Source organism: Streptomyces davaonensis JCM 4913, assembly GCF_000349325.1.
GTDB lineage: Bacteria > Actinomycetota > Actinomycetes > Streptomycetales > Streptomycetaceae > Streptomyces > Streptomyces davaonensis.
Map to the genome: position 1 here is coordinate 2,215,991 of NC_020504.1, position 13,169 is coordinate 2,229,159.

General features: G+C 70.3%; 13 protein-coding genes. 10 read left to right on the plus strand and 3 right to left on the minus strand.

Annotation, left to right across the window (positions count from 1 at the left end; translation table 11 throughout):
• Nucleotides 1–30: 30 nt before the first annotated feature.
• Together BN159_RS09740 and BN159_RS09745 are read right to left on the minus strand one after the other, a co-directional pair.
• Nucleotides 31–774: an amino acid ABC transporter ATP-binding protein gene (locus tag BN159_RS09740; protein WP_015656778.1), complete on the minus strand. Its 744-nt coding sequence runs from the start codon at nt 772–774 to the stop codon at nt 31–33.
• Between the two features lie 125 nt (nt 775–899).
• The gene (locus BN159_RS09745) at nt 900–1,340 is read right to left on the minus strand and encodes a DUF6278 family protein (protein ID WP_015656779.1); all 441 of its coding nucleotides are present in this window, start codon (nt 1,338–1,340) and stop codon (nt 900–902) included.
• 156 nt (nt 1,341–1,496) lie between these two features.
• Between BN159_RS09745 and BN159_RS09750 the strand changes: the two genes are divergently transcribed.
• The 10 genes from BN159_RS09750 to BN159_RS09790 all read left to right on the plus strand — a co-directional run bounded on the left by BN159_RS09750 (nt 1,497) and on the right by BN159_RS09790 (nt 11,857).
• A complete protein-coding gene (locus BN159_RS09750) occupies nt 1,497–2,813 on the plus strand; it encodes a radical SAM/SPASM domain-containing protein (RefSeq protein ID WP_015656780.1) in 1,317 nt (438 codons plus the stop codon).
• A 125-nt stretch (nt 2,814–2,938) separates the two neighbouring features.
• A complete protein-coding gene (locus BN159_RS45680; RefSeq protein ID WP_015656781.1) occupies nt 2,939–3,100 on the plus strand; it encodes a hypothetical protein in 162 nt (53 codons plus the stop codon).
• A 235-nt stretch (nt 3,101–3,335) separates the two neighbouring features.
• Nucleotides 3,336–4,808, plus strand: a complete 1,473-nt coding sequence (locus BN159_RS09755) for a coproporphyrinogen-III oxidase family protein (protein WP_015656782.1) — start codon at nt 3,336–3,338, stop codon at nt 4,806–4,808.
• Nucleotides 4,809–4,812: 4 nt separating this feature from the next.
• The gene (locus BN159_RS09760) at nt 4,813–5,538 is read left to right on the plus strand and encodes a hypothetical protein (RefSeq protein WP_015656783.1); all 726 of its coding nucleotides are present in this window, start codon (nt 4,813–4,815) and stop codon (nt 5,536–5,538) included.
• Between the two features lie 39 nt (nt 5,539–5,577).
• Nucleotides 5,578–6,375, plus strand: a complete 798-nt coding sequence (locus tag BN159_RS09765) for a class I SAM-dependent methyltransferase (protein ID WP_015656784.1) — start codon at nt 5,578–5,580, stop codon at nt 6,373–6,375.
• A 400-nt stretch (nt 6,376–6,775) separates the two neighbouring features.
• A complete protein-coding gene (locus tag BN159_RS47000) occupies nt 6,776–7,222 on the plus strand; it encodes an SAM-dependent methyltransferase (protein WP_051113637.1) in 447 nt (148 codons plus the stop codon).
• 49 nt (nt 7,223–7,271) lie between these two features.
• Nucleotides 7,272–8,543 carry an MFS transporter gene (locus BN159_RS09775; protein ID WP_015656786.1) on the plus strand — a complete coding sequence of 424 codons (1,272 nt, stop codon included), beginning with the start codon at nt 7,272–7,274 and terminating at the stop codon, nt 8,541–8,543.
• A complete protein-coding gene (locus tag BN159_RS09780; RefSeq protein WP_015656787.1) occupies nt 8,527–10,155 on the plus strand; it encodes an FAD-dependent oxidoreductase in 1,629 nt (542 codons plus the stop codon). The genes BN159_RS09775 and BN159_RS09780 overlap by 17 nt, the downstream gene beginning before the upstream one ends.
• Nucleotides 10,156–10,432: 277 nt before the next feature.
• Nucleotides 10,433–11,002, plus strand: a complete 570-nt coding sequence (locus BN159_RS09785) for a TetR/AcrR family transcriptional regulator (protein WP_231905598.1) — start codon at nt 10,433–10,435, stop codon at nt 11,000–11,002.
• Nucleotides 11,003–11,137: 135 nt separating this feature from the next.
• Nucleotides 11,138–11,857 carry a TetR/AcrR family transcriptional regulator gene (locus BN159_RS09790; protein ID WP_015656789.1) on the plus strand — a complete coding sequence of 240 codons (720 nt, stop codon included), beginning with the start codon at nt 11,138–11,140 and terminating at the stop codon, nt 11,855–11,857.
• Between the two features lie 61 nt (nt 11,858–11,918).
• On the opposite strand, the gene BN159_RS09795 is transcribed toward BN159_RS09790, so the two are convergent.
• Nucleotides 11,919–12,980 carry a 3-oxoacyl-[acyl-carrier-protein] synthase III C-terminal domain-containing protein gene (locus BN159_RS09795; RefSeq protein ID WP_015656790.1) on the minus strand — a complete coding sequence of 354 codons (1,062 nt, stop codon included), beginning with the start codon at nt 12,978–12,980 and terminating at the stop codon, nt 11,919–11,921.
• Nucleotides 12,981–13,169: the final 189 nt, after the last annotated feature.

A 13,169-nucleotide genomic window follows, 5' to 3' on the forward strand; every position in this document is an offset into this window, starting at 1 on the left:
TGGTACACGGCATTGGGTGGAGCTCCCCGCTCAGTGCTTGAGGATCTTGGACAGGAAGTCCCGGGCGCGCTCGCTCTCCGGGGCGGTGAAGAAGTCCTCGGGGGCACGGTCCTCGACGATCCGGCCGTCGGACATGAAGACGACGCGGTTGGCGGCCGACCGGGCGAAGCCCATCTCGTGGGTGACGACGACCATGGTCATGCCCTCATGGGCCAATTGCCGCATGACTTCGAGGACTTCGTTGATCATCTCGGGGTCCAGCGCCGAGGTCGGCTCGTCGAAGAGCAGCGCCTTGGGCTCCATGGCGAGGGCGCGGGCGATGGCCACGCGCTGCTGCTGACCGCCGGAGAGCTGGGCGGGGAACTTGTCGACCTGGTCGGCGAGTCCGACGCGGTCGAGGAGTTCCCGCGAGCGCTGGTCGGCCTGTTCCTTCTTGCGCCCCCGGACCTTGACCTGACCCAGTGAGATGTTCTGGAGAACCGTCTTGTGGGCGAAGAGATTGAAGGACTGGAAGACCATGCCGACATCGGCGCGCAGCCGGGCGAGGGCCTTGCCCTCCTCGGGCAGCGGCTTCCCGTCGAGCAGGATCGTGCCGGAGCGAATGGTCTCCAGCCGGTTGATCGCCCGGCACAGGGTCGACTTGCCCGACCCCGACGGGCCGATGACGACGACCACCTCCCCCTTGCCGACGATGAGGTTGATGTCCTGGAGGACATGCAGTTCACCGTAGTACTTGTTGACGTCACGCAGCTCGATCAACGGATCGACGACCATGCCCAGCCCTACCCACTCTCAGCTGTGTCTGGTTGCCGCAACCTACCCAGATAAGAGGGGAGTTAAGGTGCGACACGCACTTATCGGGCATTAGCCGTATTTAACCCGCAGCTCAGGCCAGGGTTTCACGCCTCCGCGACCTCGGCGTACAGCTGCGAGAGCTCGGGCACGCCGCTGGAGGCCCACTCGTGCCCCGACGCGACCACATCGAACTCACGGCCCGAGGAGAGCCGTACGACGGGCTGGCCGTTCGGCCAGATCTCCCACTGGGCGCCGGGGACCGTGCGCACGATGACCGTGCCGAGGTACAGACCGGCGTCGTTGCCGAGCCAGGGCAGCACCTCCTCGTCGTCCCGCCAGCGCGGAAGCAGCTGGTCCAGCGCCTCCAGCGAGGCCGCGGAGTCGTCGAGCCGGATGCCCTCCCGGGCCGCCTGGGAGCGGAGCAGATCACACTCGGAGAGCAGCTCGGCGATGCCCTCGTGAGTGTCGTCGCCGTCCGCGAACACGGCTACGCCGCGGGCTGTCGAGTGCCGCTTCCGCCAGCCGCCCAGGAAAGGGATGTTCATACGCTCAGCCTCGCACCGACCATGCCACCGGCACCACCGGCACGCGGGAACCGACCGCCCGGATACCTCTTGCCAAAGCTTATTCATTCTCCGTAGAGTTCATCAGGTCATGAGTTCAACGAATGTTGACTTTGGCCTTCCGGGAGGCGAGGACTCGTGCGGAAGATCCCATTCCAGGTGAACGAGGGCGGACTGGTCGCCTTACTGCCCAACGGCCATGTGGAGTTCCTCGCCGACTCGGCGCGCCGGCTGATCCTGCGGCACAACGCCGGACGGCCGGTGTCCGCCGAGGAGTTGATGACCCACGCGCTCAGCGATCCGCTGGTGACCCTGGACCGGTTCCATCTCTCCGCCCCGGCCATCGCGTTCGTGGAGACCACGAACCTGTGCAACCTGCGGTGCAAGCACTGCTACGCGGACTCCGCGCTCAAGCGGCCGGACGAGATGTCGACCCCGCGGATCAAGGCCCTGCTGGACGAGTTCGCCGAGATGGGCGTGCTCCAGGTCTTCCTCACCGGGGGCGAGATCTTCTCGCACCGGGACGCGGTCGAGATCATCCGGCATGCCCGCAGCAAGCCGTTCTCCACCCAGATCTTCACCAACGGGCTGCTCATCACCGAGGAGAAGCTCGCGGCGATCCCGCCCGGCCAGTCGTTCTTCATCAGCTTCGACACGGCCGACCCCGAGCGCACCGTGCGCGGGCGGATGGACTTCCCCAAGCTCCAGCACGCCTTCGAGATGATGCGCAAGCACGGCCATGTGTTCCGCACCGCGATCTCCGTCCACCGCAACAACATCCAGGACGCCGAGGAGATCTTCGAATGGTGCGCGGAGCACGGCTATCCGCGCCCGCAGTGGCTGGAGACCCACCCCGTGGGCCGCGCCCTGCTCCACCCCGACATGCTGCTGCGCCCCGAGGACGTCGACGAGGTCTTCGAGGTCTATCGCAGGTGCATGGAGCGGTACTCGACCTCCCCCGACACCGACTCCGGCACCGAACCCGCGAGCGCCCCCGGCACCCAGCCGGGCCGGCGCGCCGCGGACGAGATCCGCGGGGTGGACACCATCCAGTTCTGCCAGCGCCTCGAACGCGCCGTCGGCCAGGAGAAGTGCGGCCGCTCGGTGGTCTACGTCAACAGCCGCGGCGACATCTACCCGTGCAGCAACTGCATGTCGGGACAGCTGCACCGGGCCGGGAACCTCGCCGAGCGGTCCTTCGCCGAGATCTGGGAGAGCGGCTTCGACGCCTTCCGTGACATCCGGTTCAGCGACCACACCGTGTGCGGGAGCTGCCCCGTGGCCAAGGAGGACATCTGGTGCCAGTTCCGGTGCCCTCCGCTGGCCCGCAATCTCACCGGTGACTCGAAGGGGTGCGGTGCCACCGAGTACCTCCAGGAGTTCATGCTGCGCTCCGGCCGCTACTGGCGCGAGCGCAGGCAGCGCAACGTACGCCTGACTCTCACCCCGCGCTAGACGCGGCCCGAGGCCGCACGGCCCGGCCCGCGCCGGGCCCCACCGACCCCGCTCCCGATGACGTGAGCGGGCCCCGTCCGCGGGCGGCGCGACCGCTGCCGCCCCTCATCGAAGGGAACACGGACATGCCCGAAGAGAAGAAGGTCATCCGCATCCACCTCGAGCCGGGCGAGGAGGGCGTGACGCTCAGCGCCGTCGGCGCCGCCTCGGCCACCGCGCCCAGCGAGACCCTCCTGGTGGAGGCCACCAACATCACCGAGGCCACGATCATCGAGGTCGAGGTCTGACCAACTCCCGTCATGTGAAGGACCGGAGCGGAGCAGGACCCCCCGGGCTCGTAGAGGGACGGGCTCGCGGAAGAGCGCTCGAGGGACCCCCGGGACCGCTGAGGGATCGGAATCGGGGGCGGGCGCTGCACGGCCTTCCCGGCCCGTGAGGGACGGGCCGGGAAGGGCCGCGCGAACGTCAGGCGCGGCGTGACCGACGAACGGGGGCCGACCCCGGACAGGAGACGAGGTCGCGATGAGCAAGGCGGTTGCTTCAGCCGGCACGACAGCCGTGCGCCCCGGCACGGGGCTCGCGCGGCTGCTCCAGGAGAACCCGGCCCTCAGGATCGGCCAGGACGACTACAACATCAACGTGACGGCCAACTACGGTGACCGGCTCGACCCTTCGGAGGTCGCCGACGCCCTGCGCGCCCACCCCGGCGCCGGCCGCCCCGCGCATCTGTACTTCCATGTGCCGCTGTGCGCGTACATCTGTCACTTCTGCAATTACGTCAAGCGCAAGGTCCCCGGCGGTGCGGAGGGCGAGCGTGCCTCGCGGGTGTGGACCGATCTGCTGCTGGAGGAGTCCGGCCGCCGGCTGGCGCACGCGCCCTGGCTCGCCGATGCCCGCATCGAGTCGGTCTATCTGGGCGGCGGCACCGCGTCCCTGCTGGGCACCGAGCAGTTGGGGCGGCTGGTCGCGCACATGCGGGACAACTACGCGCTGACCGACGACTGCGAGATCTCCTTGGAGGGCAATCCCGACAACTTCCAGCACGACGAGCTGGCCGAGGCCTGCGCGATCGGCTTCAACCGCTTCAGCGTGGGCGTGCAGTCGCTCCAGAGCGAGGTCAACGCCTTCGCCGGACGCGGCCACGACGCGGAGATGTCGCTGCGGGCGATCGAGAAACTCCGGGCGACGGGGCGGCCGTTCAACGTCGACATGATGTTCGGGCTGCCGCACCAGACCCCCGCCAAGGTCGCCGACGACATCCGCCGGCTGACCGATCTGGAGGTGCCCACGATCACCATCTACCGGCTGCGCAACGCGGACCGGGCGAAGATGGGGATCGGCAACCGCGCGCTGTGGAACGTGGAGAGCGTCCGCGACCGGCTGCGCGAGGAGCACGCCTTCCCGGGTCTCGACGAGACGTACGAGATGCGCGAGGCCATCGTCGAGCTGCTGCTGGACGCGGGCTACCACCCGAGCCCCTGCGGCTGGTGGAACCGGCCCGGCATCTACCCCGAGGGCAACATCCCGCGCGTCTCGCGCAACAAGTGGCAGCGCCACGACTCGATGATCGCCTACGGACCCGGCGCCTACGGCTGGCTCACCGGGGACGACGACACCGTCGTGCAGACCCACAACATCGCCGACATCGGCGGCTACGCCCGGCTGATCCAGAACGGCCCCGAGCTGCCGCTGGCGTTCGGGCGACGGCTGGTGGGCCTGGAGGCGATCGGTCTGGTGCTCGGCTTCAACTTCAAGGCCAACCAGCCCATCGACGCGGCACGGTTCCGCCGCCGGTTCGGCGTCGAGCTGTTCCACGACGAGCCGTTCGCCGGGGTGTTCGACGAACTCCTGGAGCGCGGACTGGTCGAGCCGGTGCCGGGGGCCGCGGAGAGCGTCGTGCCCACGCTGGACGGCGAGGCCCTGCACGAGGAGATCATCAGTGTCTACTTCCACCAGCGCATCGGCTCCTTCGCCGAAGCCGTGTGCCGGAGGTGACGGCGTGATCGTGCACCGCCATGTCCAGTGGCGCAGGGATTCCACCGGGGAGCCGTACCGCATCAGGCGGTCGTTCCCCGCGGGCCCGGCCACCGCGACCGCTGTGCTCGCCGGCCCCGGAAGCGTCTCGTCCGTCGACGGCGAGGGCCGGGACGATCTGCTGCTCGACCGGCTGACGCAGCGTCTGGTCGGCGCGGGATGGCAGGTGCTCCAGTGCGACATGCCCGTGCGTGATCCGCTGGTCCCCTTCACCGACAAGGAGTTCCAGGCCCGGGTGGAGCGGCTGGACCATCTCCTGCGCGGCCACCGGCATCTGATGACCGGACCGCTGACCCTGGTCGGCTTCTCGCTGGGCGGCCTGGCCCTGCTGGAGCTGCTGGAGTCCGGCACTCCCCCGCGCACCGACCGGGTGGTCCTGGTGGGCACCGTCATGGAGGAGGACGTCTTCCTCGCCTCGCGCGTCCCCGCCGTCGAACTGGTCTACGGCAGCCGCGACCTGATCGGCTATCTGATCGAGGACACCTCGAACTCGGGCGCGAAGCCGCAGCCCATCGTCTTCGACCCGGGCATGTACGCCGACTGGTCCGCGCGCCACGTCATCGGCTCGCCCACGCCCGAGGTCCGGGTCCACATGCTCGAAGGGCTCGGGCACACCCTGCATCCCTGCGGTCCGGGCCCCGCCCGTGACCCACTGCCGGAGCTCACCTCCCTGGTGGGCATCGCCTCATGACGTCGCGTCAGCTCACAGCACCAAAGGAAAGGGAACGACATGCCCGCGAGTGAGACTCTCTCCAGCCGCCGGTTCGACAAGATCGCCAACAACTTCGCCACCAGCGAGGTGCACAGGTCGAGCCCGACGATGGCCGCCCTGCACGAGACGCTCGGGCCGCAGACGGGCAGCGCGATCTGCGACGTGGCCTGTGGCGCGGGCCATCTGGCGCTGTCCTTCGCCGAGGAGTACCCGGCCCGGCTGGTGGGCGTCGACCCGGCGCCCTCGATGCTGGAGTCGTTCCGTGGCCTGGCCGCCGAGCGGCAGGTGACGGTGGAGACCGCGCAGGCCGTCGCCGAGGAACTGCCTTTCCCGGACGCCTCGTTCGACCTCGTGGTGTCGCGGCTCGCCCCGCACCACTTCCAGGACATGCCGAAGGCGGTCGGTGAGATGACCCGGCTGCTGCGGCCCGGCGGGCGGCTGGCGGTGATCGATCTGGAGGGCCACACCGACCCGGTGATCGACGCGCTCAACCATGAGCTGGAGATCCTGCACGACCCCACCCATGTGCGCAGCTACACCCTCGACGAGTGGGTCGAGTTCTTCCAGGGCGCCGGGCTCAACGTCCCGGTCGCCCGCGGCGGTCAGGCGGAGAGCCGTACCGGCGTGCCCGTCAAGCGCTGGTGCGAGATCGCCTCCTCCGGCGCCGAGGCGGAGGCCGCGATCCGGCGGCGGCTCGCCGAGGCCCCCGAGGCGCACCGGGAGGCGCTCGGCATCCGGCAGGAGGGCGAGGAGTTCTTCATCCCCGTGCGCACCTGCATGCTGATCGGGGTCAAGCCGCTGAGCGGGGTGCGCTGACATGCCCGTCATCAGGCTGTTCTCCCCGGACGCGAGTCCCGGCCCCACCGCCCTGGAACAACTCGCCGCCGACATCACCGAGTTGCTCGGGCTGCCCGCGGGCCACTGCTGGGTGTGGTGGCAGCGCCTCGAACCCGGCACCTACCACCGGCCCGAGTGGCGCGCCGCGGACGCTCCCCCGGCCCCGGTCGGGTTCGTGGTGTGCAAGGAGAGCTACAGCAAGGACCAGGTGGGCGCGCTGCTCCGGCTGCTCCAGAGCAGGCTCTCGGAGCTGCTGAACGTCCCGGCCGACGAGATCTTCCTGACCGTCCAGCGGGCCGTCACGGGTGAGTTGCTGGTCCGCGACGAGGTGTGGTTCGCGCACCTGGAGGAGCCCCGGCCGAACGCCGTCACCGACCTGGTGCCGATCGGGCGCGTCCACAGCGACCGCAGCGATCTGTCCGACGACTACTGGGGCGACGTGACCTCGGTGATCCGGCTGGACGGCGGGCGGTTCGCCCCGGAGGCGCTGCTCGGCCTGGACACCTTCTCCCATCTGGAGGTCGTCTTCCATTTCCACCGGGTGGCCCCGGAGAAGATCCACACCGGCGCCCGGCATCCGCGGGGCAACCCCGACTGGCCGCGGACCGGGATCTTCGCCCAGCGTGCGAAGAACCGCCCCAACCGCATCGGGGTCTCGCGGTGCAGGCTGCTGAAGGTGGACGGGCTCGATGTGCATGTGCGCGGCCTGGACGCCGTGGACGGCACGCCCGTGCTCGATCTCAAGCCGTATCTCACGCAGTTCGGGCCGCGCGAGGCCGTCGTACAGCCGGAGTGGGTGGACGAGCTGATGCGGGACTACTACTGACACGTCCACCGGACTGACCCGAACCGAACCTCCGCCGATCGGAGCCGACATGAAGAAGTCCGCCGAGCGGGAGCGGCTGCCGCGCAGCGCGCTCGTGCTGCTGGCCGCGGTGTTCGTGGACGCCCTCGGCAGCGGGCTCTACATGGCGGTCTCCGTCGTCTTCCTCACCCGCTACCTGGACCTGGGCAGCAGTGAGGTGGGGCTCGGTCTGGGCGTCGCGGGCGCGGTGTCCTTCGCGCTGCTGGTGCCCACCGGGATCCTGGCGGACCGGGCCGGTCCGCGCCGCATGCTGATCGCCGCCCATGTGACCCGGGCGGCGCTGCTCGCGTGTTACCCCTTCGCTTCCGGGTTCGTGCCGTTCCTGTGCGTGGTCTCCCTGCTCGCGGTGGCCGACCGCGCCGCCTCGCCGCTGGTGCAGGGCCTGTTCGGGGCGGCCGTGGAGGCCGGGCAGCGGGTGCGGGCGATGGGGATGGCCCGTTCGCTTCAGAACCTGGGTCTCTCGCTCGGCGGTCTCGCTGCCGCCGGGGCGCTGCTGTGGGACAGCGACGGGGTGTATCTGGCCGTCGTGTACGGCAACTCGCTGTCGTTCGTGCTCGCCGCGGCGCTGGTGACCCGGCTCAGGGCGGGCGGCGCGGGCGGGGGCCGGCCATTGCCGTGGCGGCGTCGCCTCGCGGTCTTCCGGGACCGCCGGTTCACCGTGCTGACCTGCCTCAACTCCGTGGTGAGCCTGCATGTGACGGTGCTGACGGTGGGCATTCCGCTGTGGGTGCTGGCCCATGACGAGCTGCCCCGCTCGGTGATCGCCTGGACGCTGGTGCTCAACACGGTCGTGGTGGTGCTGTTCCAGGTCCGGGCGACGCGCGGGATCGAGACGGCCGAGGACGGCGGCCGTGCGCTCAGGCTGAGCGGGCTGCTGCTCGCCGTGGGCTGCTGCGCCCTCGCCGCCACCGGGGCGCTGCCGGCGGCCGCGGCGGTCGCGGTGCTGCTCGGCGCGGTGGCCTTCCAGGCGTTCGCGGAGATGCACCAGCAGGCGGGCGCCTGGGCGATCTCCTACGATCTCGCGCCCGAGGACCGCCGCCAGGTCTATCTGGCTTTCTTCAGCCTGGGCAACGCCGCCCGCAACACCTACGGTCCGCTCGTCGTCACGTTTCTCGTGGTGCAGCGCGGGGCCGTCGGCTGGCTGCTGCTCGGTGCCCTGGCGCTCGGCTCCGGTGCCTGGGCGGCGCGAGCCGGCCGGCCGTCCGCCGCTCCCGGTGCGCCGCCCGCGCCGGCCGTATCGCTGACCGATGTCCAAGGAGAGACCCATGGCACCCACCCCTGAGCAGTCCGTCATCATCGTCGGAGCGGGACCCACCGGACTGGCCCTGGCCTGTGAACTGGCCGCGGCCGGAGTCTCCTGCACCGTGCTGGAGCGCCGTACGAAGCCGTCCGCGCAGTCCCGTGCCATGGCGCTGTACAGCAGGACGCTGGAGGTGCTCGATCTGCGCGGGCACGCCGACGCGCTGACCGCCGTGGGCCGGCCGGTCGGCCGGATGCGGCCCGCGCAGGGCGCGTCGATCGACTTCACCGGCATCGACAGCCGCTTCCCGGCCCTCTACGTGGTCCCGCAGAGCCGCACCGAGGAGGCGCTCCAGCAGCGCGCGATCGATCTCGGAGTCATCGTGCAGCGCGGCGCCGAGGTGTTCGGCGTGGAGCAGGACGCCACGGGTGTACGGCTGCTTGTGCGCACCGAGTCCGGTGAGTGGGAGGAGACCGCGGACTACGTGGTGGGCTGCGACGGCGCCCACAGCGCGGTGCGCGAACTGTCCGGCATCTCCTTCCGCGGCCGTACGTACGACATCGCGCCGATCCTCGCCGACGTCCGTCTCGAGACTCCGCCGCAGGACGACGTGGTGCTGCTGTCCGGGGGCGGCGCGTTGATGGTGTCGGTGCCGTTCGGGGACGGGCTGTACCGGGTGGCGGTGATGCACCGGGACCACCCGTGGACGCGGGACGAGGTGACGCTGGAGGAGCTGGCCGAGCGGCTGACGGAGGTGCTGGGCTTCGACCCGAAGCCGCACGACCCGCAGTGGCTGGCCCGGTTCAAGATCCACCAGCGGCTCGCCGACCAGTACCGCACCGGCCGGGTGCTGCTGGCGGGCGACGCGGCGCATCTGCACTCGCCGCTCGGCGGGCAGGGCCTCAACCTCGGTATCCAGGACGCCGTCAACCTCGGCTGGAAGCTGGCGGCCACGATCCAGGGCTGGGCGCCGGCCGGGCTGCTCGACACCTACCAGTCCGAGCGGCGCCCGCAGGCGCAGCGGATCCTCAAGGCCACCGACCACGCCACTCGGATGGCCACGCACCCCTCCCCCGTGGTCAGCCATCTGCGCCGGGTGATGCTGTCCCGGCTGCTCGGGCGGCGCCGGATCAACAAGGTCGCCGGTGAGGCGATCTCCGGGCTGCGCGCCGGATACGCGGGCCGGGGCCGTCCGGTCGCGCTGGGCGGCGCCCGGCTGCGCCCCGGCCAGCGGGTGCCGGATCTGGCGGTGCCGCAGGCGGAGGGTGCGCCGGTGCGGCTGTACGAGCTGATGCGCGACGGCCGGTTCCTGCTGCTCGACCTGGGCGCGGACGGTACGGCGGCCGCGGTCTGTGAGTCCTGGGGCTCGCGGGTCTGCCCGGTCCGGGTGGCCGGACCGGTTCCGCAACTCTCCGGCGTCAGCACAGTGTTGGTCCGCCCGGACGGCTACGCTGCCTGGGTGGACAGCACGTCGTCGACCACGGGCCGCGAGGAGCGCGTACGGCAGGCGCTGCACCGCTGGTGCGGCACCGAGGGCCCGGCCGGCGGGCGCGGCACGTCCCCCGCCGCCGAGACCGCGACCCCGGCCCGGCGGGCCCAGGAGGAGACCGCCGAAGCCGCCGACTCGGAACCGGCCCGCGCCGACCGCACGTGACGAGAGGACACCGTGAAGGACCGACCGAGCCCGGCCGAATCCCTCGAACCGCCTCCCGCGAGGGCCTGTTCTGAGTTCCCCGTCGTTCGCGCGGAGCGCGGGCGCAGCGGCGTTCGGTGCGTGCCCTCGGTGTGCGGTGTCGCTGGTCATGTGGCGGAGCCACCTGTCCAGCGGCGCCGTGCGGCGAGGGTGCGTGCCGGGCGTCGCTGCGCAGGCGGGGAACTCAGAACAGGCCCTAGGGGGCCTGTGCGGACCAGACGTGGAAAGGCTCGTCGCCGTGGCACAACAGCTGATGCCGACGCGTTCCCAGCGGACCCGGGAGGCCATACTGCGCGCGGCCCGGATGCACTTCGCGGCCGACGGCTACCAGCGGTCGACGATCAGGGCGATCGCGGCGACGGCGTCCATCGACCCTTCCATGGTCATGCGCTACTTCGGCAGCAAGGAGCAGCTGTTCGACGCGGCCCTCGACGTGGACCTGGGTTTACCGGACCTCACCGGTACGCCCATGGAACGGCTGCCGCAGGAGCTGATCACGCACTTCCTCGCGCCCTGGGAGGACGACCTCGACGAGGGCTCGATGCGGCTGCTGCTGCGCTGTGCGGCGACCAACGAGCGGGCGGCGGAGCATCTTCGGCGGATGCTGCACGAGCAGTTCACCAGCAGTCTGCGCGGCGCCCTGGGTCCGGAGCGCGCGGACGCGTGCAGCGGGGTGCTGGCGGCGCAGCTGCTGGGCGTGGCGTTCACCCGCTACGTTCTGCGGCTGCGGCCGATCGCCGATCTGCCGGTGGCGGCGCTGGCGGATCTGGTGGCGCCCTCACTGCGTACGGTACTGGCGGCGGAGTGAACAGGATGGGTCGGAGTAAGGAAGAAGCCAAGACTCCGCATGTCCATGGTCTGACAAGTTCCGACCTGATAGAGTATTTTCATTATACAGTGAATTACTTGTTCCGAAACCCCCCATCCAAAGTGCAGTGATCTCATGAAACCCAGGCGCTCAGATGATTCCGCTTCTACGTCCCGGGGGGCCGACAAGGCCGACCCGCCCGACGATTCGCAGACCCAGCTGAGCCGTCCGAAGCGCGCCCGCAGCGGGCGCCGCCCGGGGGAGAGCGGCACCCGGGAGCAGATCCTCGAATCCGCGCTCCACCTCTTCGCCGACCGCGGTTACGCGCGCACCACCATCCGCGCCATCGCCGAGAGCGCCAAAGTGGACCCCGCGCTGGTGCACCACTTCTTCGGCAACAAGGAGGGGGTGTTCGACGCCGCGGTCAACTCGTCCTTCAGTGTCTCGACATCCTTCGACGAGACACCATTCGGGGATCCCACCTCCACCCAGGCATCCTGGATCGCGCAGACGTACTTCTCCTTCTGGGAGAACGAGAGGACGCGCTACGCCATGACCGCCATCTACCGGGCGGGCATGGCCGACAGTGGCACCTCGGGGGTGCTCCGCAGGCGGATCGAGTCAAGTACCAAGTCCTGGTCGAACGCCTCCGGTTACCGGGACCTGCCCGACGCCGAGATCCGTGCCGCACTGGCCGCCAGCCATCTCGCCGGGCTCGCCGTCATGCGCTACATCCTCCAGCTCCAACCCCTGGCCGGCATGGAGTTCGCCGAATTCCTGGCCTGGGTGACGCCGGCGCTGGAGGTGCGGCTGTCGACCACACTCACCCCCGCCAACCCCGACGAATCGCGCTGATCGCCCGAACCCCCGTTCCACAGACCGGGGGTGGGCGACCCTGTGCCGGAGCCACGTACCGTCAGACGCCGTCGCGCCAGACGGTCTTCACCGCCGTCAGGCAAACCCCCGGGCCCACCGCGACCATGAGGCCGCGCTGGCCCGGCTGCGGGCGCTTGGCAAAGGTCCGTTCCATGACCTCCAGTACCGACGCGGCTCCCAGGTTGCCCAGGTCGCGCAGCGAGTCACGGGCCAGTCCGAACATCTCCGGCGGGCAGTCGAGACCGTCCGCGAGGCAGTCCAGGATCCGGGGGCTTCCGGTGTGCGAGACGACGAAGTCGGGGGCACCGTCAGTGCCGACGGGCGCGGTCGCCCTCAGCCATTTCCGCAGGCCCACGAGGAGGCCGCCGACCGACTCCGCCAGGCGGGGGGAGTTGTGCATGTGCAGCCCGTCGCCCTCGGGACCACCGCCCACCACGTCCCGGCCGCTGACGTCCAGGCACTCCCAGGAACCCTCGATCTCCATGTGCGGTCCCTTGGCTCGATCCCGGACCACGCAGGCGCCGCCCCCGTCACCGAGGATGGCCTTGAAGATCATCCCGTCCATGCCCGTGTCACCGGGATGCAGGTAGTGGCTCAGAGCGTCCGCGCACACCACCAGCACGATGGCGTCCGGTCGGGCCCTCACCAGCTCCGCGGCCGTGGAGACGGCGAAAACACCGCCGGCACAGCCCAGCTGACTCACTGGCATGCGCCGGACGGACGGGGACAGACCGAGCCGCTCCATCAGCAGGACGTCGAGTCCGGGAACGGTGTGTCCGGTGGCGCTGGACACGACGAGGGCGGTGACGTCCTCCGGCTTCAGCCCGGCCTCCCGCAGCGCCGCACGGCCGGCACGCTCCGCCAGGTCGAGGCAATCCAGCAGATGCCGGCTGGTGGACTCGCGGAGCGGACGGTCCGTGAGGAACTGCTGGTCCAGCGGCCGGGTGTACCAGCGGGTGCGGACTCCGCTGCGCCGCATGACCTGGTGGATCGCGCGCAGCCTGGGGTGATCGGGATACAACTCGCCGATGCGTTCGATGAGTTCGTCGGTGGTCACCTGATGACGAGGCAGCGCGACAACCGGAGCGGTGACGACAGGCATGACATCTCCAAAGCAGTGTGAAGGAAGCTGATGAAGGAGGCACTGGTCCCGTCCGGCCCGGTGCTCGGGCGCCCGGGACACGCACAACTTCGCCGCTTCTTGGCTCTGGCCAGGAAATCCGCGCATGCCGAACACTCCCCCCGGTTTCTGACGGTGCTGTCCTTCGCTGGCGCCTGAGAGGCGCGTCTC